This is a genomic window from Robiginitalea sp. SC105, assembly GCF_014243345.1.
Classification (GTDB): domain Bacteria; phylum Bacteroidota; class Bacteroidia; order Flavobacteriales; family Flavobacteriaceae; genus Robiginitalea.
In genome coordinates this window covers 518697-537551 of record NZ_JACLZF010000002.1, presented here as the reverse complement: position 1 = coordinate 537551, position 18855 = coordinate 518697, and the positions used below count along the sequence as shown (strand labels likewise).

At 57.8% G+C, this 18855-nt stretch carries 16 protein-coding genes and 1 pseudogene; 12 read left to right on the top strand and 5 right to left on the bottom strand.

Annotated elements, in window-relative coordinates; genetic code table 11:
• Nucleotides 1-19 precede the first annotated feature (19 nt).
• The 5 genes from H7F20_RS11560 to H7F20_RS11540 are packed head-to-tail and all read left to right on the top strand — an operon-like array spanning nt 20 to nt 5833.
• Nucleotides 20-1666 (top strand): amidohydrolase family protein, encoded by a 1647-nt coding sequence (locus H7F20_RS11560; protein ID WP_185786338.1) that lies wholly within the window; start codon nt 20-22, stop codon nt 1664-1666.
• Nucleotides 1667-1669: 3 nt separating this feature from the next.
• Entirely contained in the window at nt 1670-2581 is a 912-nt protein-coding gene (locus H7F20_RS11555; protein WP_185786337.1) for an SMP-30/gluconolactonase/LRE family protein, read from the top strand.
• A gap of 29 nt (nt 2582-2610) precedes the next feature.
• Complete coding sequence (locus H7F20_RS11550) at nt 2611-3510, top strand: alpha/beta hydrolase (RefSeq protein ID WP_185786336.1); 900 nt, start codon at nt 2611-2613, stop codon at nt 3508-3510.
• Complete coding sequence (locus H7F20_RS11545; RefSeq protein WP_185786335.1) at nt 3507-4208, top strand: SGNH/GDSL hydrolase family protein; 702 nt, start codon at nt 3507-3509, stop codon at nt 4206-4208. Before H7F20_RS11550 ends, H7F20_RS11545 begins: the two co-directional genes overlap by 4 nt.
• Before the next feature lie 8 nt (nt 4209-4216).
• On the top strand, nt 4217-5833 hold the full coding sequence (locus H7F20_RS11540) for a family 20 glycosylhydrolase (protein ID WP_185786334.1): 1617 nt from the start codon (nt 4217-4219) through the stop codon (nt 5831-5833).
• A gap of 98 nt (nt 5834-5931) precedes the next feature.
• On the opposite strand, the gene H7F20_RS11535 is transcribed toward H7F20_RS11540, so the two are convergent.
• From H7F20_RS11535 to ruvX, 4 genes and pseudogenes are all read right to left on the bottom strand, one after another.
• Nucleotides 5932-9312, bottom strand: a complete 3381-nt coding sequence (locus H7F20_RS11535) for an amidohydrolase family protein (protein ID WP_185786333.1) — start codon at nt 9310-9312, stop codon at nt 5932-5934.
• A gap of 240 nt (nt 9313-9552) precedes the next feature.
• Nucleotides 9553-9969 (bottom strand): annotated as a pseudogene (locus H7F20_RS11530) (DUF5606 domain-containing protein); the annotation flags it as partial.
• Nucleotides 9970-10041: 72 nt separating this feature from the next.
• Complete coding sequence (def, locus tag H7F20_RS11525; RefSeq protein ID WP_185786331.1) at nt 10042-10632, bottom strand: peptide deformylase; 591 nt, start codon at nt 10630-10632, stop codon at nt 10042-10044.
• Nucleotides 10629-11045, bottom strand: coding sequence for a Holliday junction resolvase RuvX (ruvX, locus tag H7F20_RS11520; protein WP_185786330.1), 417 nt, complete (start codon nt 11043-11045; stop codon nt 10629-10631). The genes def and ruvX overlap by 4 nt, the downstream gene beginning before the upstream one ends.
• Before the next feature lie 99 nt (nt 11046-11144).
• Between ruvX and H7F20_RS11515 the strand changes: the two genes are divergently transcribed.
• The 3 genes from H7F20_RS11515 to H7F20_RS11505 all read left to right on the top strand — a co-directional run bounded on the left by H7F20_RS11515 (nt 11145) and on the right by H7F20_RS11505 (nt 13969).
• Complete coding sequence (locus tag H7F20_RS11515) at nt 11145-11960, top strand: 2,3,4,5-tetrahydropyridine-2,6-dicarboxylate N-succinyltransferase (protein WP_185786329.1); 816 nt, start codon at nt 11145-11147, stop codon at nt 11958-11960.
• Between the two features lie 138 nt (nt 11961-12098).
• Nucleotides 12099-12953, top strand: coding sequence for a glycosyltransferase family 2 protein (locus H7F20_RS11510; RefSeq protein ID WP_185786328.1), 855 nt, complete (start codon nt 12099-12101; stop codon nt 12951-12953).
• Between the two features lie 215 nt (nt 12954-13168).
• Nucleotides 13169-13969 (top strand): glycosyltransferase family 2 protein, encoded by an 801-nt coding sequence (locus tag H7F20_RS11505; RefSeq protein ID WP_185786327.1) that lies wholly within the window; start codon nt 13169-13171, stop codon nt 13967-13969.
• On the opposite strand, the gene H7F20_RS11500 is transcribed toward H7F20_RS11505, so the two are convergent.
• Nucleotides 13951-14769, bottom strand: a complete 819-nt coding sequence (locus H7F20_RS11500; protein ID WP_185786326.1) for a glycosyltransferase family 2 protein — start codon at nt 14767-14769, stop codon at nt 13951-13953. The genes H7F20_RS11505 and H7F20_RS11500 overlap by 19 nt on opposite strands.
• A 98-nt stretch (nt 14770-14867) precedes the next feature.
• On the opposite strand from H7F20_RS11500, the gene H7F20_RS11495 reads away from it, so the two are divergent.
• The 4 genes from H7F20_RS11495 (at nt 14868) to H7F20_RS11480 (ending at nt 18830) form a co-directional block, all read left to right on the top strand.
• The gene (locus H7F20_RS11495; RefSeq protein ID WP_185786325.1) at nt 14868-15686 is read left to right on the top strand and encodes a hypothetical protein; all 819 of its coding nucleotides are present in this window, start codon (nt 14868-14870) and stop codon (nt 15684-15686) included.
• Nucleotides 15687-15768: 82 nt separating this feature from the next.
• Nucleotides 15769-16329: an L-threonylcarbamoyladenylate synthase gene (locus H7F20_RS11490; protein ID WP_185786324.1), complete on the top strand. Its 561-nt coding sequence runs from the start codon at nt 15769-15771 to the stop codon at nt 16327-16329.
• Nucleotide 16330: 1 nt separating this feature from the next.
• Nucleotides 16331-17800: a CCA tRNA nucleotidyltransferase gene (locus H7F20_RS11485; RefSeq protein ID WP_185786323.1), complete on the top strand. Its 1470-nt coding sequence runs from the start codon at nt 16331-16333 to the stop codon at nt 17798-17800.
• Complete coding sequence (locus H7F20_RS11480; protein WP_185786322.1) at nt 17784-18830, top strand: heme A synthase; 1047 nt, start codon at nt 17784-17786, stop codon at nt 18828-18830. Before H7F20_RS11485 ends, H7F20_RS11480 begins: the two co-directional genes overlap by 17 nt.
• Nucleotides 18831-18855: the final 25 nt, after the last annotated feature.

Genomic DNA, 18855 nt, shown 5'->3' with positions numbered 1-18855 from the left:
GGTCAAACCACCCCTGACCATGCGCCTTTCCTGCCTGCTGTTTTCCCTCCTGCTGCTGGGTTCCTGCCAACAGGAACCCGAATTCGACGTCCTTATCCGGAATGGGCAGTTGCTCGACGGCAGCGGCAGCCCGGCCGTCCGTGCAGACCTCGGGATCCGGGCAGATACCATCGCCGCCATCGGGGACCTGTCCGGCGCATCGGGTAAGTCCGAAATAGATGCCTCCGGACTGTACCTGGCCCCCGGCTTTATCAACATGCTCAGCTGGGCCAACGTCAGCCTCCTGGAAGACGGGCGCTCCCAGAGCGATATCCGGCAGGGCGTTACCCTCGAAGTCATGGGCGAGGGTCGTTCCATGGGGCCCCTCAATGAGGCGATGCGGCGGGACATGCTGGAAGGGCAACAGGACATTACCTACGATATTCCCTGGACCACCCTGGGGGAATACCTGCAGTACCTGGAAGACAAAGGGGTTTCCACCAATGTTGCCTCCTTTGTGGGGAACGGGACCCTGAGGGAATACGTAATGGGCTACGAGAAAAGGGATCCCACCCCCGTGGAACTGGATTCGATGAAGGCCCTTCTCCGGCGGGGCATGGAAGAAGGCGCCGTGGGGTTGTCAACTTCCCTGATCTACGTGCCGAGCGGGCATGCAAAAACCCGGGAGATCACCGAACTCGCAAAGGTGGTATCCGGTTACGGCGGCATGTATGTATCCCACATCCGCAATGAAGAGGACAGCCTGCTCTATGCGGTACGGGAATTGATACAGGTGGCGGAGGATGCCGACGTGCCGGCAGAAATCTACCACTTCAAGGCCTCCGGACAGGATAACTGGCACCTGTTGGACAGCGCCATTGCCCTGGTAGAGGAAGCCCGGGGCCGGGGCCTGGCCATCACCACCGACATGTATATGTACAACGCCAGCTCCACAGGGCTCAATGTCCTGCTGCCGGCGTGGGCCAAGGACGGAGGGCACGAAAAGACCATGGAATTCCTGGAGGACCCCGCTGCACGCAGCCGCATGATCCGGGAAGTGAAGTTCCATGTACCCCCGGAAAATATCCTCCTGGTCGGCTTCCGGAATGAGGACCTCCGGCACCTGATCGGCAGGAACCTGGCGGAAGTGGCCGCAGAACGCGGGATTCCACCCGCAGAGGCCGTTGCCGACCTGATCCATGAGGACGACAGCCGGATCCAGGTGGTTTATTTTTCCATGAGTCCGGAAAACGTGGAGAAAAAACTGGCCCTCCCGTATATGGCTGCCTGTTCCGATGCCGGGTCCTATACCAATGAGGGCGTTTTCCTGAAGCAAAGCACCCATCCCAGGGCCTATGGCTCCTTTGCCCGGCTTTTGGGGCACTATGTGCGGGAGCGCGGGATCATCTCCCTGGAAGAGGCCGTCCGGAGGCTGACCTCCCTTCCCGCTGGGAATTTGAAACTAAAGAAACGCGGGCTGCTCAGGCCGGGGTATTTTGCGGACGTCGTACTGTTTGACCCGGATCGCATTGAAGACACCGCCACCTTCCAGGAGCCCCACCAGTATGCAACAGGCGTTGAGCATGTACTGGTTAACGGGGTTGCCGTGTTGCGGTCCGGGGAACATACGGGAGCCTTCCCGGGCCGGTTTGTAAAAGGTCCCGGCTACTCATCCAAAAATCCATAAACCATGAACCAAACAATACGGATAACCTGTCAGATCGTCCTAATAGCCTCCTTACTGGGCTGTACCGAAGAACCCCCCGGGCTAATCGCCGAAGGGGCCCAACTCGAACTGGTTTCCGACCAGTTCGAATTTACTGAAGGCCCGGCCACAGCCCCTGGCGGGGATGTGTATTTCACGGACCAGCCCAACAACCGCATCCACCGCTGGAACGCAGCCACGGGGGAAATCACCGTTTACATGGAACCGGCCGGCCGGGCGAACGGCCTGTACTGGGACAACCAGGGGAACCTCCTCGCCGCTGCCGATGAGAAATTCGAACTTTGGCGCATTCACCCGGACCGGGAAGTGGAGGTCCTGACCGACAGTTACCAGGGGGCGCACCTGAACGGGCCCAATGACATGTGGGTCCACCCGGATGGCACGATCTACTTTACGGACCCGTATTACCAGCGGCCCTACTGGGAACGGCAGGAAAAGGAAATCGAGGCGGAACAGGTCTACCGGATACCCCCCTCAGGAGGGGCTCCGCTCCTGGCGGCCACCGGCCTGGTCCAGCCCAATGGCATCATCGGGACCCCGGATGGCAAAAACCTCTATGTGGCCGATATCGGCAACAGCATGACCTACCGATATGACATCCTCGACGACCGCACCCTGGAAAACCCCACCCTGCTCATTACCCAGGGATCGGATGGGATGACACTTGACGAGCAGGGCAACCTCTACCTGACCGGCCGGGGTGTGGATGTTTACAGCCCGCAGGGCAAACACCTGCTCCACATAGACGTACCTGAGTCCTGGACGGCCAATATTACGTTCGGGGGCACCGAAGGCAAAACCCTGTTCATTACCGCCATGGATTCCGTCTACACCCTCGAGATGAATGTGGCCGGGATGTACTGGCAGCCAAACTGAACATAGAAACCTTAACCGCATCAGCAACCATGAAATACTATTTGCTCCTTATCCTGACCGTCCTTTTCACATGCCCGCCTGCCTGGTCCCAGGCCGACAGTATCCCCCTGCCCTATAACAAGGCTGCAGGGGTTACCTGGGAAGGTGGCGAAAAACACTATTTCAGCGAAATCTGGGATACGGAAGTGGTTACCAATGTATCCGTCCCCAGCATGCAGGTGTTCCGGCCGGCAAGCGGCACCTCCAACGGGGCTGCCGTGGTCATCGCACCGGGCGGCGGACTCTACGGCCTGAGCATAGAAAGCGAAGGCCGGCAGGTGGCTGCCTGGCTGTCAGACAGGGGGTTCACGGCATTTGTGCTCAAATACCGCCTGGTTCCAACCGGGCAGGACGGCATCGCCGAGATCAGCAAGCTGGGGCAGGAAGACCCGGCCAGCCTGATGGCCAACGTGGGCAAGGTGCTCCCCTATTCCATTGAAGACGGCCTGGGCGCGGTTGCCCATGTGAGGTCCAATGCACAACAATACGGCATTGACCCCGGGAAAATAGGCTTTATGGGCTTTTCGGCGGGCGGGGCCGTAACCCTTGGGGTCGCCTATTCCGCAGATGGGAACAACGCCCCTGATTTCCTTGTCCCCGTCTATCCCTGGACAGATGCCTACCCGGTAGCCCCGGCCCCTGAAGGAGCCCCTCCCATGATCGTGATCTGTGCCACGGATGACCCGCTGGGGCTGGCCGCGGGAAGCGTGGACCTCTATTCCGCCTGGCGGGAAGCAGGTATTCCGGCAGCCCTGCACATGTATAGCCGGGGCGGCCATGGATTCGGGATGCGCGAACAAGGATTGCCTTCGGATAGCTGGATCTCCCGCTTTTACGATTGGTCCAAAGTCCATATTTTAGCAGCTGCACCAAGAAATACCCCCGAATGATCAACCACGCACGGTTATTCCGGATATCGCGCCCCGCCTGCTTGCTGGCGATTATCCCGCTGCTCTTTTGCACCTCCCTGCTCCGGGCGCAGGACCCGGATCGATTTAAGGAGGAAATTGCCGGGCTGACCGCCCGGAACGACAGCCTCTGGAACCCCTACCGGCCCACGTATCTTTTTACCGGGAGTTCGAGTATCCGCATGTGGGAAAGCCTGTCGGCGGACTTTCCGGACCGGCAGGTGATCAACACGGGGTTCGGGGGCTCCCAGGCATCCGACCTGCTGTTTTTCCTGGACCCCCTGGTCATGGACTACAACCCACTAATGGTACTGATTTACGAGGGCGACAACGACCTGGCCGAGGGCAAAAGCCCGGGTCGGGCCATCCGCGATATCCGGGAAATCCTGCGGAGGATCCGGTCGGGGTACCCGGGGATGCCCGTGGTCCTGATCTCGGCCAAGCCCAGCATCAGCCGTTGGCGCCTCCGGGGGAAATACGCCCGGTTCAACCGGAAACTGCAGCGTCTTGCAGCAGCGGACCCCCTGACCCGGTACGCCAATGTCTGGACCCCCATGCTCCGCCCGGACGGCTCCCTGGACGAAACTTTGTTTATTGAGGATGGCCTGCATATGAACCCGGCGGGTTACCGTATCTGGCAATCCGTTCTCGACCCTTTACTGAAAAACACTCTCAAATAATCTGAATCATGCAAAATTCAAAATGGGGCAGTGCCCTGATACGCGTACTCTTCGCCGGCTGGATCGGTGTGGGGATCTGGGCCTGTGCCGTAGATAGGGCCCCTGAAATCGACTATCCGGAGACCGATCTTTCGGCCGCCCCCCTCATTCCAAAACCCCTTTCCATTGTGCCCACCCACGATGCCTTTGGCCTGGACCGGCACGTAGCCATCTACAGCGGCGCAGCCGATGGGGATTTTGCCGAGGTGGCTGGGTTCCTGGCGAGCCAGATCGAGGCCGGGACCGGCCTGAGGCTCCCGGTAGACGGGGAAAACCCGGATGGTATCCACCGTGCGATCTACTTCAACCGGACCGCCTCCGATGGAGGCGCCGGCTACCAGTTGTACATCACCCGGGATTCCGTGTTGATCAACAGTCCGGATGCGGAGGGTGCCTTCCACGCCGTGCAGACGCTGCGGCAACTGATCCCGCAGTCTGCCAACGACACCCTGGCGGATTACCCGATCTGGCCGCTGCCCACCGGTAAAATAACGGATCAAACGGAGTTTGCATACAGGGGGGCCATGCTCGACGTTGCGCGGCATTTCTTCCCGGTTGCGGATGTGAAAAAGTACCTGGATATCATGGCTTACTACAAGCTCAATGTACTCCATCTCCACCTGACGGACGACCAGGGCTGGCGGATCGAGATCAAGTCCTGGCCAAAACTTACCGCCGTCGGAGGCAGCACGGAGGTCGGTGGCGGCCCCGGCGGGTTTTATACGCAGGAGGAATACCGGGACATAGTGAATTATGCAGCGGAACGGTTCATAACCATCGTGCCCGAGGTAGATATGCCGGGGCATACCAATGCTGCCTCGGTTTCCTATCCATTCCTCAACGGCAATGGGAAAACCCCGGAACTGTATACCGGTACCCGGGTCGGTTTCAGCACTTTTGACACCCGCAAGGATACGGTTTATGCCTTTATTGACGATGTGGTCCGTGAAATATCGGCCCTCACCCCCGGCCCATATTTCCATATCGGCGGGGACGAAAGCCACGTGACGGAAAAGGATGACTATATCTACTTTGTGGAGCGGGTTGCCCCCATCGTGCGGAAATACGGGAAGCAAATGATCGGGTGGGACGAGATTGCCACTGCAGACCTGGACAGTTCCTCCATTGCACAATTCTGGGCCGATGAGGAGAATGCGCGGGAAGCGGTTGAAAAGGGCATGAAGGTCATCCTCTCCCCCGCCCGGAAGGCATACCTCGATATGCAATACGACTCCGTATCCACCTACGGCCTGCATTGGGCAGCCTACATCCCGGTGGACAGCGCCTATATCTGGAACCCCCAGGAATACGCCGCCGGCATTGAAAAAGACGATATCCTGGGCATCGAGGCCCCCTTGTGGTCCGAGACAATAGCCGAGCTCGCCGAGCTGGAATACCTTGCCTTCCCGCGCCTGCCGGGTTATGCCGAACTCGGGTGGACGGATCCTTCCCTCCTTTCGTGGGAAGATTACAAGCTGCGGCTGGCAGCACAGGCACCCTACTTCAAAAAGATGGATATCCGGTATTACCCTTCGGCCCGGGTACCCTGGCCCGAGGATTTCCCCGAACCCGAGCCCCGGGATTGACCGGCTTTGACGGCATTGTCGGATACCCGGGGAGGCAAGGCATTACATTTTGCCCCGCTTCTCCGGCATGCGACCTGTGGCCCGTGGCCGGCTTGTGATCAGTGATCCGTGCCGGGAAGCCCTTCGGGACGCGCTTCCTGCCAGCTGTAGGCAGGGGCCTGCCGGGGTTCCGGCCATAGGGCGTCCAGGGTATCGCCATCGTACATCCGGCCGTTTTTGACCACGTACCGGACCGTGTTCGTATTGCGGAGGTCCTCCAGCGGGTTCTTGTCCAGGATGACCAGGTCGGCCAGTTTGCCCGCCTTCAGGCTGCCCAGGTCCCCATCCAGGCCCAGGGCGCGGGCGCCCAGGATGGTGGCAACCCGGAGGGCATCCCTGTTTTCCATCCCGCCGCTGGCCACCGACCAGAGCTCCCAGTGATAGCCCAGGCCCTGCAACTGCCCGTGGCTTCCGACGCCTGCAAGGCCCCCGGCCGAAACCAGGTCCTTCATGAATACGGCGTGCTTCTTAAATACGTGCTCTTCATCCATGAACCAGCCCGGCCGGCGGCGGGACTTTTTCGCGAGTTCCTCATAGGGGGTAAAGTGCTGGATCTTGCGGTCTCCCCATACATCTTCCGTAGCGTAGTAGTAATTCTCCGCCCAGGGGCCCCCGTAGGCTACCAGCAAGGTCGGAGTCACGGCCATTTTGGCCTCCGCGATCGTTTCCACCACATCGCCGTATATCGGGTAGATCGGCAGGGAGTGTTCGTGGCCGGGGTAGCCGTCCAGCAACTGGGTCATGTTCAGTTTAAAATCCAGGCCGCCTTCCGTGGTGGGCATCAGGCCGAGTTCCTTTGCAGCCATGATGACCCACTGCCGGTGCTGGCGGTTCCCGGTGAGGTACATCTTGATCGTCTTGGTATTATAATATTCGCTGTACTGCCTCAACACCTTCCTGGTGTGATCCAGGCTGGTGAGCTTGTACCGCCAGTACCCGACCCCCGGGCCGGTACTGTATACCCGGGGCCCGGGCATCATCCCGGCATTTACCATATCCGAATAGGTGAGTACGTCCGTAGTGGCGGTTTGCGGGTCGCGGGTTGTGGTTACCCCGTAGGCCAGGTTGGCCCCGTAAATCCATATCTGGTTCCTGTGGATACCCCAGGCCGGCCACATGTGGGCATGGGTATCCACGAATCCGGGCACAATGGTCTTTCCCTTCATGTCGCGTACCTCTGTCCCCCCGGGCACGGTGAGGCTGCCCGTTGGGCCTACCGCTGCAATCCGGTTATCGCGGATCAGGATGTCCCCGGATTCGTGGACCGTATCGCCTTCCATGGTGATCAGTCGGGCCCCGGAAAGGAGGAGGGTGCCCCTGGGGATGTCCTGGTTGTAAGTAAGGGGCACCCGGAATTCCTCAGCTTCAAAAACCGGTCCTTCTTCGTCTGAACGATCCGCTACCGAATCCCTTTCCACCGGGTTTTTTTCCCTGGCCTTCCCAACCGCTTCGAGGCTGTCCCTGAACCGTTCCCCTGCGGCGAGGTCATACCTGAAATGGCTGGCCCCAAGGGACCAGTGTACCGTACCGCTGTCCCCGGACCATGCGGGGAATTCCCCCCCGAGCTGGGTGAGCTTTACCGACGGGAATTTGGCTTCCCCGGGTTTGGCGACGGAAATAGTTGGCGTCTTGCCATATCTGGGGACATGCACGGTATAGATGTCATTGTTGATCTGGGCCAGGGCCCGTTTCCCATCCGGGGATATCAGAACCTCCGAAGGGCGCGAGGCCTTGTCGTCATCAGCGCGATACCCGCCGGGTTCCGGCAACAGGTCGGATCGTCCAAGGCCGGATGACCCGAGCACATCACTGGATCCATAGGTTTCTATCCCCTTGAGGATCAGGTGTTGTTTTTCGTCCGTCCCATCCCAGCGGAGGGAAAGCAAGCCTCGCTCCGGGTGGCTCAGGTAGATGCGGTCATCCCCCTTGGTAAAATGTGGCGTTTCCCGGCCCTCTGCCTTATCGATCAGGGTCTGGTCACCCCCAGCAGCCGGGATCCAAACCAGGTCGTCCCGGCTTCCGTCTGTATTCGGTCCGGTCCCCTCATCATAGGCCTGGGCATATCCCCTGAGGAAAACGATGCGGTCCGAATGGTAGGACCAGGCAGGCTGTGAATAGATGCCCGGTACACGGGTCAGCACTTCGGCGCCGCCGCGCCCATCGCTACGCACCTTGTACAGGTGCCCGCCCCCCGGTTTCCAGCCCGAGAATACAATCTGGCTCCCGTCGGGGGACCAGGCAGGCTGGGCTTCTGTAAAGTCGTGCCTGGTCAGGCGCCGGGGCGAGCCCGAGGGCAAGTCCATGACGTAAAGCCGGTTCAGTGCGGTAAATGCCAGGCGCTTCCCGTCCGGGGAGGGGACTGCGTCCCGGATCTGCGTCACCGGGAGTTCGGCCGCATCGGAAACGGGATATTTGAAATCCAACCGGGGGCCGAGTTCCAGGGATACCGGGGCGGTAAAGGGGATTTCCCGGACCGAAAGATCCGCAAGGGCAATCGCCCGTATTTTTCCGCCATAGGAAACCACCAGTTCGCGGCTGTCGGGCGTAAAAGCCATTGCGGGGAGTACCCCCAGGGCCGCAATGGATTCCTGTTCATCCCGTTGCACAGGGTAAGCCAGCCAGCGCTCCTCGCCGGTCTGCAGGTTCCGGAGCCTCAGTCCCGTCTGTTCTTCAAACCGGCTGCCAAAAACCAGCCATTTCCCATCCGGGCTCGGGGTTGGGGTAAAGGCGGAACCATAGCGGGAGGTGATTTCGGCCATCCCCCCGTCTTCCATGTCGTAGGTACCAATCTGGTACTGGGGAAGTTGGGCATTGTAATTCCAGGCACTGGTCCGTCTGGAAAAGAAGATCCGCTTTCCATCTGCAGAAAAGGCCGGGTCGATGGCTTTGAGGTTTTCCGGCTCCTCGAACAACTGGCTTCCGCCGCCACCATCCTTGTGATACAAATGCAATTTGATGTTCCGGCGTCCGGTGGCACCCACTATATAGGTGCCGTCCGGGGACCAGTCTGCTGAAAAATAGTGCTTGTTCTTCTCCTTGGTGAGTTGGTTTTCCTCCCGGGTCTTCAGGTCCATGATCCAGATGTTCTCCGAACCGCTCTTATCCGAGATATACAGCAGGGACTTGCCGTCCGGGCTGAATCTGGGATGCACTTCATAGGCCAGTCCATGGGTCAGAGCTGTAGCCGCGCCCCCCGTTGCCGGCAGCGTATAGAGGTCACCCATCAGGTCGAATACCAGTGTTTTTCCATCCGGACTGACATCCAGGGAGATCCAGGTCCCCTGCTCTGCCTCGAAAGAAATGTCCCGCGTGGCTTGCAGCGGAAGACCTTTCTCGTCCTTTTCAGTGGAATCTTTCTGGGTTTTCTGGGCCTGGGCAGTAAACAAAAAAAGCCCGGCCAGCAGGAGCCCCGGGATACGGGGCAGTCGAACGGAGAGCATGTGAAGGATTTTAGCAGTTGATCCGCTAAATATAGGCAATATCTGTGGCTCGGTTACGGCCTATTTTTCAGGGTCGCCGGCTTCAGCTGCCCGGGCACCTTTCCCGCTTCCCCCGCTTTTCGCACCCTTTCCGGTTCCTCCGGATTTTGGGCCTTTTGAGGCTTTCCCGGTTTCTGTATCCGTACCGGCTTCCGCCTTCTTTGCCCCTGCTTCAGACGGTGCGGCTCCTGACGCCGCGGCTTCCGATCCTGCTGTGGCCTCATCGGGTTCGGAGAAATCATCGATCCCGTTATCGTGCAGGAGGTTATACCACTGGATGACCTTGCGGATATCGCTGGGGTACACGCGGTCTTCGTCATAATTGGGAAGGATCCCGAAAAAATACTCCTCGAGTTCCAGTTTGCCGGCCTTGTGGCTGATGGCCGTTTTGGCCCCTTCTTCCTTTTCCCGGATTTTGGCAAAGACCTCCCGGAGGGGGAGCTCTTCTTCCAGGGTATAAATCGCGATCTCGGAAAGTACGCTGACATTGCCCGCCATTCCGACACTGATCTTCTTCCCGTCGGTAAGGGACTCGGCAACAAAGCCGGACCGCGTCCGGGTGACCAGTTTAAAAAGTCCGGGTTTCCCGGCTATGGACAGGATCTTATCTAAGCTCATACATCAGATTTTCGGGTGCAAATATGCTAAAATTTTGGGTGTGCAACAGGCATCAGGCGGGAAAAGCCGGGATCAGCGCCCCCGCTTCATGGCCGGAAACCGCATTTTGTAATCGATTTGCACCTTGCCTTTGGAAATACTGGCCAGCTTGCCCTTGAGCAGGCGCTTTTTCAGTGAAGAGATCTTATCCGTAAAGAGGATGCCTTCGATATGGTCGTATTCGTGCTGTATGACCCTTGCAAGCAGGCCGTCAAAGGTCTCGGTATGTTCCTCAAAATCGGCATCCATATAGCGCAGCGTGATGGTATCGCAACGGGTAACGTCTTCCCGGATATCCGGGATACTGAGGCACCCTTCATTGAAGGCCCATTTCTTACCGTTCTCGGCCTCCATCTGTGCATTGATAAATACCCGTTTGAAGGTGCGCAGTTCTTCCTGCTCCTCCGGGGTAAAGTCCTCGTCCTCGGCAAAAGGGGACGTATCCACCAGGAAAAGCCGTATTGGCTGGGCCACCTGGGGGGCCGCCAGGCCCACGCCATTGGCCTGGTACATGGTTTCCCACATATTTTCTATAAGCGTTTCCAGCCCCGGGTGCTCCGGGGTAATGGGGGTGCATTTCCTGCGCAGGACCGGGTCTCCGTATGCGACAATAGGTAATATCATAATTGCGTGCTGCTTAAGTAGGATTGCAGGATAAGGGTGGCGCTGATCTTGTCCACGGCCGCCTTATCGCGTCGTTTCTTTTTTTTCATCCCCCCCTGGATCATGGCCTGTACGGCCATTTTGGAACTGAAGCGTTCATCCTGCCGCCTGACGGGCAGTTGCGGGAACCGTTTCCCGAAACGTTCGATAAACCGTCCGATCTCGACCTCGATCCCCGAAGGGGTATTATCCATCCGGCGGGGCTCCCCGACAACCACCATTTCCACGTCCTCCTGTTCAAAATACCGTGAAAGGAAGTCCAGCAATTCGGCAGTGGGCACCGTGGTCAGGCCCGATGCAATCATTTGCATGGAATCCGTCACGGCGATGCCCGTTCGTTTTTGCCCGTAGTCCAAAGCGAGGATCCTGCCCAAGGTTTTTTTTGCAAAAATAACGGATAATTCGTTACAGCTATAAATACCCGGGGACAATTGGACCGGAGCCGCTATCTTTGCCCAAATCGAAAAAACCCCATGGATACCCTGAAAGAAAAGATAGAAGCTGCCTGGGCCAACCGGGAGCTGCTCAAGGAAACCGAAACCCAGCAAGCCATCCGGGAGGTAGTCGACCTGCTCGATGCCGGGGAATTGCGCTGTGCAAATCCCGGGCCGGATGGCTGGGAGGTCCAGGAGTGGGTCAAAAAGGGCGTGGTGCTCTATTTTCCCATCCAGAAAATGGAAACCCTGGAAGCGGGCATCTTCGAATACCACGATAAAATCCCGCTGAAGCGGGGGTATAAGGAAAAAGGGATACGGGTAGTCCCCCATGCCGTGGCCCGGCACGGGGCGTATATAGCGGAAGGCACCATCCTCATGCCGAGCTACGTGAACATCGGGGCCTATGTGGACCAGGGCACCATGGTCGATACCTGGGCCACGGTCGGCAGCTGCGCACAGATTGGCAAAAATGTCCACCTCAGCGGGGGCGTGGGAATTGGCGGGGTACTCGAACCCCTGCAGGCCTCCCCGGTCATCATCGAAGACAACGCCTTTATCGGCAGCCGTTCCATCGTGGTGGAAGGCGTGCGCGTGGAGCGGGAAGCCGTCCTGGGCGCCAATGTGGTGCTGACCGCATCCACCCGCATTATCGATGTCAGCGGCACTTCCCCCGTTGAATACAAGGGGCGGGTCCCGTCCCGGTCGGTGGTTATCCCCGGTAGTTTTACCAAAGAATTCCCGGCGGGCAGCTACCAGGTATCCTGCGCGCTGATCATCGGAAAACGCAAGGAGAGCACGGACAAGAAAACTTCGCTGAACGAGGCGCTCCGGGAATACGACGTGGCGGTCTGAGTGGCGGTCTGAAGCCTGAATCCGCCCTGTTGATGCCTTCAGCGGGGATTAGGGGTGGGATTTTCTTTGCCGGATTTATAATTTTTCTGGGGATTTCCTGTTATATCTAAGCAGCCCCCAAACAAACGGAATCCGCCCATGCGTGCCATCCAAAAGGAGCAGCCAGAGCTAACGGCGCTTATCATAACTTACAATGAAATCGACCACATCGAGGCGTGCATTGCCTCCATCGATTTCGTTTCTGAAATCGTGGTCATCGATTCCTACAGTACGGACGGGACCTACGAATTCCTCCGGGACCACCCGCGCGTGCGGGTCATCCGCCACCCGTTCAGGAACTTCACGGCCCAGAAGAATTTTGCGCTCATGCATGCCAGCCATGACTGGGTTTTGTTTATCGATGCGGACGAAAGGATACCGCCCGATCTCAGGAGGGAAATCCTGGAAACCCTGGCAAAGCCCGAAAATGAGGTCAGTGCTTACTGGTTTTACCGGAAGTTCATGTTTTGCGGCACGCCTTTGCGGTTCAGCGGATGGCAGACCGATAAAAACATCCGGCTCTTCCGCCGCAGCAAAGCGCGGTACAGCCCGGCGCGTATCGTGCACGAGCGGCTGGAAGTGCACGGGGCCACCGCCTGCCTCTCGGCAAGTATGGTGCACTACTGTTACGAAGGGTATGCGGAATACAAGGCAAAAATGCGCATGTACGGGCAGATGAAGGCCCTGGAGGCTTTTGGCAATAACCGGCGGTTCACTTACCTGAAATGGATATGCAAGCCGCTCTGGCGGTTCCTGTACAACTACATTTGCCGCCTCGGTTTCCTGGACGGGCGCAGGGGGCTTGTCATCTGTTATCTGGGAGCCCTGGAAGATGAACAGCGTTATCGGGTACTGCGCCGGACCGAGCAGGATTTCCGCGCCGCACAATTCAGCCTGCCCCGCCTGAGCAAACGGGGTTTCCTGGTCAGTGAGTTGCACCCGGTCCGGCAATAAGGCTGCATATTTGACAGGGATTTGCACGAAAGCCCTCCCATCCGGGTTGCATGCCCGATTTTGGAATCCCGCCTTTATTTGAAGCTGGTCTTGCCAATCTGCTAACCGGATCGCCAAAAAACCTGCACCTTCACAAAAAAGAAAAAAACATTTTGCATATACTCGGATAATGCCTTTTTTCGTTGTCTGAATGTATTCGGAATCGTACAGGACCCATGACCCAGGAAAACAAAAACTCCAGGATTACCGCCCTTATCATTACCTATAATGAAATCGGCTATATCGAAAAATGCCTGGAGTCCATCGCATTTGCGGATGAAATCGTGGTAGTGGATTCCTTTAGTACCGATGGCACCTACGAGTACCTTCTTTCCCTTCCCAATGTCCGTGTCATTCAGCACCCCTTTGAGAATTTCACCCTGCAGAAATCCTTTGCCCTCAAACAGGCCTCCAATGACTGGGTCTTGTTCCTGGATGCAGATGAAGTGGTGCCCGCAGCCCTGAAGGATGATATCCTGGATACGGTACGGGGCAATCCGGAGCACGTGGCCTATTGGTTTTACCGGCGGTTTATGTTCAGTGGGGAACCCCTGCGCTACAGCGGCTGGCAAACCGACAAGAATTACCGGTTGTTCCGCCGCAGCAAGGCGCATTTTACGGACCGCAAAATTGTCCATGAAACCCTGGAGGTGGACGGGACTTCGGGGATCCTTCAGTCGCGCCTGATCCATTACTGCTATAAAGACTACCAGGATTACCGCTCCAAGATGCTGCATTACGGCCGCCTGAAGGCCCGGGAGGACTTCTACCGGGAAAGGAGCTTCAATTTCCTGTTCATGGTGGTCAAGCCGTTGTGGAAGTTCTTCAACCACTATATACTCCGGCTGGGGATCCTCGATGGCCGCAAGGGGATGATTATCTGCTACCTGAACGCCCTGGGCGTCCTGGAGCGTTTACGGGAGTTGAAAAAACTGGAGAGAAAGAACGCGCTTGCCTACTACTTGCTGATGCCGTAGTGCGTCCATACCTGCTTGTTCCTGCGGGTATCCTTCCGGATGGCCGCATTCTTCGCAAGCGTTTCCGGTGTTTTATAGCCCCGCTTGTGGTCCAGGTGGACACAGACCGCGCTGTAGCGCAGCTGCTTGGATCGGATGCCGAAGTTTACCAGCCGTTCCCCGAGTTCCCGGTCCTGCCCCCCGTACTGCATGCGCTCGTCAAACCCATTGACATTAAGGATGTCCTTTTTCCATCCCGAGGAATTATGCCCGTTCCAGCTGGCGTTGGTGGGGGTGAGCAGGTTGAATAATTTGGAGGTGATCCCGCGGACGATCAGTTTCGTATTCTTAAAGGTCTTTGGGATCCCCATTTCTTTCAACCACTGGATATTGAAACAGCGTTGTTTTTCGATATCCTCCCGGGTAATGGCCAGGGAGATATTCATGGGGAGCATGTAATATCCCCCCGAGATAAAATAGCCTTTTTCCTTGTTGAAGTGGTGCACCTGCACAAAATCATTCCGGGGGATACAGTCCCCGTCGGTCATGATGATATATTCCCCCCGACAGGCCAGCAGCGCCTTGTTGAGGATTCGGGATTTCTGGAACCCGTCGTCCTGTTGCCATACATGGAGGATATCGTAAAAGACTTCCCCCCGCATCCTGTCGATCAGTTCCCGCGTATCTTCCCGGGACCCGTCGTCTGCGATGACCATCTCAAAATCCCTGAAGAGCTGGCAGTTGAACCCGATCAACACTTTTTCCAGCCACTTCTCGGAATTGAAGGTGCTGACGATAACCGAAATTTTAGGTTGGCCCATAGTCGAATTTAAGCAAAAGCAAAAATAACGAATCCGGTTTGCATATTTTTGTTCCCCGGGAGGAATTGACCGATCGCCGTCCACCTCCCTGGCCAAAGATGAAAGTAAAGGAAATTCCAAAATCGCTGTACCAGAGCTTCCGCCTGCGAAAGCTACCGGCGGATGCGCTCAAGCAGGCCCGCGAGCAGGGGACCCCCCTGTTGGTCTCGCTGACCTCCATCCCGGAACGCATCGGTTCGGTGGATTTGGTGATCAGGAGCCTGCTGGTACAGGAAGCACTCCCGCTGAAGATCCTGCTTTGGTTGCCGGAGTCGCTCAGGGGGCGCGTACCGGAATCCCTCGCAATCCTGGAACACGAACGCTTCGAAATCAGCTTCAGCCCGCTGACCTGCCCACATAAAAAACTGATCCACACCCTCGAACGGTTTCCGGACCTGCCTGTCGTAACCTGCGACGATGACCTGATGTACCCGAAAAACTGGCTGAAAAAGCTGTACGAGACGCACCGCAAATACCCGGAGGACATTGTCGGCCACCAGGTGCGGTATATCCGATACGGCGCGGACGGAACCCCCCTGCCCTATGCGGACTGGGTGTTGCCGGCGGGAGGTGGCACAAATCCCCGCGCCTGCCTGGCGATTGGAGCCGGAGGGGTGCTCTACCCACCCGGGTCCCTGGACAGTCGGGTACAGGACCGGGAAACGTTCCTGAAACTGAGCCCGAGGGCAGACGATTTATGGTTCAAGATGATGGCATTGCTCGCCGGGACCCGGGTAAGACAGACCCTGGAACAATCCCCGGAGCCCGTCCCGATCATAGGGTCCCAGAAGACCTCCCTGAAAAAGACGAATATCAACCAGGATAAAAACCGGTCGCAGTGGCTGGCACTCACCGGGCACTTCGGGGTGGAACCCTGAGAGTGGCTGGCACTCACCGGGCACTTCGGGGTGGAACCCTGAGATCGTGGCGTATGCCGGAACAACAACCAAATTGACAGGAATGAAAGAAATACTGGACAGATGCCTGGAAACACTGGAAAGCGGCGGACTCCTCCTCTACCCGACGGATACGGTGTGGGGGATCGGCTGCGACGCGACGAATCCTGAGGCCGTGGCCCGGGTATACGCCCTCAAGCAGCGGCCGGACAGCAAGGCACTGATCTGCCTGGTAGGCAGCGAGCGGATGCTGGAGCGCCATATCCCAGAGGTCCCCGAAGTGGCCTGGGACATCATGGAATTATCCGAAAAACCCGTCACTATTGTCTACGATAACCCAAGGGGGGTGGCCCCGAACCTGGTGGCCTCGGACAATACCCTGGCCGTGCGGGTGGCCAGCGACCGGTTTTGCAGGGACTTGCTGAGGCGATTTCGCAAGCCGCTGGTCTCCACTTCCGCAAACCTCGCCGGGGAGCCGACCCCGGGAAGCTTCCGGGAAATAGGTCCGGCAATTTTAAAGGGTGTGGACTATGTGGTACCTTTGCATCAGGAAAACCAGCTGCGTTCGCCATCATCCATTATCAGGCTGAAAGCGGACGGACAGGTTCAGGTGATCAGAGCGTGATATGTCCGAAGCCTACTACAGAGAAGCCTTAAAACATCCTATATTCAAAAAGCTGTCCGACACGGCCGGGGAACTGTCCCTGGAGACCTATGTGATCGGCGGGTTCGTCCGCGATTTCTTCCTGGGCCGGAACCAGAAGAAGGATATCGATATCGTGGCTGTCGGCAGCGGGATAGCGCTGGCTGAAAAACTTGCAGCTTCCCTTCCGGGTGCCCCGAAAGTTGCCGTATACCGGAATTTCGGGACGGCAATGGTCCGCCACGGGGAACTGGAACTGGAATTCGTGGGGGCCCGGAAGGAAAGTTACAGCAGGGACAGCCGGAAACCGGCCGTGGAGGATGGAAGCCTGGATGACGACCAGAAGCGCAGGGACTTTACCATCAATGCCCTGGCACTCTCCCTGAACCGGGAAGATTACGGGCGGTTGCTGGACCCCTTTGGCGGGATGGACGACCTGGAGGCAGGCGTTATCCGTACCCCGCTCGATCCAAAGGAAACCTATAGCGACGACCCGCTGCGGATGATCCGCGCCATCCGGTTTGCCGCACAGCTTGGCTTCCGCATTGAAAGGGATTCTTTTAATGCAATTGCCTCCCAGCACGAACGGATCCGGATCGTATCCCCGGAGCGCATCGTTGAAGAGCTCAACAAAATCCTGCTCACGGATACCCCTTCGGTCGGGTTGGGCCTCCTCTACAAAACCGGCCTGATGGACCATATCCTCCCGGAGCTCTCAGCCCTGCAGGGGATTGAGGAGAAAGAAGGACAGCGCCACAAGGACAATTTCTGGCACACCCTGGAAGTGGTGGACAATATTTCCAAAAAAACGGATGACCTCTGGCTCCGCTGGGCCGCACTGCTCCACGATATCGGCAAGGCCCCCACAAAACGCTTCGATAAAAAGATTGGGTGGACCTTCCACAGCCATGAGTTTGTGGGTTCCAAAATGGTTTATAAAATTTTCAAACGCCTCCGGCTTCCCCTGAACGACAAGATGAAATTCGTGCGCAAGATGGTGATGATGAGTTCCCGGCCGGTGGGCCTGTCCAACGACTCAGTCACGGACTCCGCTGTGAGGCGGCTCATCTTTGATGCCGGGGACGACGTGGACGACCTGATGACGCTCTGCGAGGCAGATATCACCACCAAAAACCCCAGGAAACAAGAGCGTTACCTGAAGAACTTCGGTTTGGTCCGCCAGAAGATCGCCGAAGTCGAGGAACGGGACCGGATCCGCAATTTCCAGCCGCCGGTGAGCGGGGAGGAAATCATGGCGGCATTCGGCCTGCAGCCCTCCCGGGAGATCGGCGTGATCAAGGATGCCATCAAGGAAGCGATCCTGGAGGGGGAGATCCCCAACGAAGCCGGGGCCGCCTGGGAATATATGCTGGGGAAAGGGCGCAGCATGGGGCTCCATCCCGTACCCGGTGCCCGAACCCATAAAAACGAATCCGATGAAGGAGCGCCTTAAAAATAATTATATCCGCTTCGCACGCATTTCCCTGGTCCTGGTCTACCTGGTGATCCTGGCCGGGGCCGTGGTGCGGATGACCGGCAGCGGGATGGGTTGCCCGGACTGGCCGAAATGTTTTGGATACCTGATACCTCCCACTGAGGAATCCCAGCTGGAATGGGCCCCCGGGCGAACCTTCCGGGAAGGTCAGGTCATAATACGGGAGGAAAGCCTGCTGCTCGCACGTGCAGAATTTACAACGGGGGAGGCGTTTGACCCGGCAAACTGGGAACCCTACACCCGCCACGATTATGCCGTATTCAACGCCTTCCACACCTGGACGGAATACATCAACCGCCTCCTGGGCGCCCTGGCCGGCCTGGCGATCCTGATCATGGCCCTGAGTTCCCTGGCGTGGTGGCGGGAAGCCAGAGGCAAGGTCCTGTTCGCCTGGCTCACGGTAATCGCCATCGGTTTCCAGGGCTGGCTTGGGGCGACCGTGGTGTACTCCGTCCTGGCACCTGTCCGCATCACCCTGCACATGATGATGGCCATGGTCCTGCTGGGCATGCTGCTTTGGATTGTTTTCCGCAACCAGCAACCCGCAGGCAATCAGGTTGGGGACCGGTTGACCTTCAGGCTCTGGGTGCTGACGGTAGCAGTGAGCCTCCTGCAAATTATTCTGGGCACGCAGGTCCGCCAATATGTGGATGGGCAGGCCGATATACTGGGGTACGGGGCCAGGGACCTCTGGCTGGCCGATCCGACCTGGGTATTCTACGTGCACCGTTCCTTTTCCATCCTGGTCCTCCTCCTCCACCTTTGGGTGGCCTGGCGGATCAGAAAGTTACGGCTCGGCTTTGACAAGGTGCTGCCCACCCTGCTTATCCTTTTTCTGATTATTGCCAGCGGAATGGCCATGGCCTACCTGGATTTCCCCTGGGGCAGCCAACCCGTGCACCTGGTCCTGGCGTCTGTCCTTTTCGGCTTCCAGTGGTTTCTGTTACTTGAGATGTACAGGGCTGCCCGTGCGCGTATTTCTTCGTAACTTTGCCCGGATCAAAAAATTTTCC

Excerpts from the sequence above, each read along its gene's own strand:
- H7F20_RS11560 (WP_185786338.1), top strand. The coding sequence starts at position 20 with ATGCGCCTTTCCTGCCTGCTGTTTTCCCTCCTGCTGCTGGGTTCCTGC.
- H7F20_RS11555 (WP_185786337.1), top strand. The coding sequence starts at position 1,670 with ATGAACCAAACAATACGGATAACCTGTCAGATCGTCCTAATAGCCTCC.
- H7F20_RS11550 (WP_185786336.1), top strand. The coding sequence starts at position 2,611 with ATGAAATACTATTTGCTCCTTATCCTGACCGTCCTTTTCACATGCCCG.
- H7F20_RS11545 (WP_185786335.1), top strand. The coding sequence starts at position 3,507 with ATGATCAACCACGCACGGTTATTCCGGATATCGCGCCCCGCCTGCTTG.
- H7F20_RS11540 (WP_185786334.1), top strand. The coding sequence starts at position 4,217 with ATGCAAAATTCAAAATGGGGCAGTGCCCTGATACGCGTACTCTTCGCC.
- H7F20_RS11535 (WP_185786333.1), bottom strand. The coding sequence starts at position 9,312 with ATGCTCTCCGTTCGACTGCCCCGTATCCCGGGGCTCCTGCTGGCCGGG.
- def (WP_185786331.1), bottom strand. The coding sequence starts at position 10,632 with ATGATATTACCTATTGTCGCATACGGAGACCCGGTCCTGCGCAGGAAA.
- H7F20_RS11515 (WP_185786329.1), top strand. The coding sequence starts at position 11,145 with ATGGATACCCTGAAAGAAAAGATAGAAGCTGCCTGGGCCAACCGGGAG.
- H7F20_RS11510 (WP_185786328.1), top strand. The coding sequence starts at position 12,099 with ATGCGTGCCATCCAAAAGGAGCAGCCAGAGCTAACGGCGCTTATCATA.
- H7F20_RS11505 (WP_185786327.1), top strand. The coding sequence starts at position 13,169 with ATGACCCAGGAAAACAAAAACTCCAGGATTACCGCCCTTATCATTACC.
- H7F20_RS11500 (WP_185786326.1), bottom strand. The coding sequence starts at position 14,769 with ATGGGCCAACCTAAAATTTCGGTTATCGTCAGCACCTTCAATTCCGAG.
- H7F20_RS11495 (WP_185786325.1), top strand. The coding sequence starts at position 14,868 with ATGAAAGTAAAGGAAATTCCAAAATCGCTGTACCAGAGCTTCCGCCTG.
- H7F20_RS11490 (WP_185786324.1), top strand. The coding sequence starts at position 15,769 with ATGAAAGAAATACTGGACAGATGCCTGGAAACACTGGAAAGCGGCGGA.
- H7F20_RS11485 (WP_185786323.1), top strand. The coding sequence starts at position 16,331 with ATGTCCGAAGCCTACTACAGAGAAGCCTTAAAACATCCTATATTCAAA.
- H7F20_RS11480 (WP_185786322.1), top strand. The coding sequence starts at position 17,784 with ATGAAGGAGCGCCTTAAAAATAATTATATCCGCTTCGCACGCATTTCC.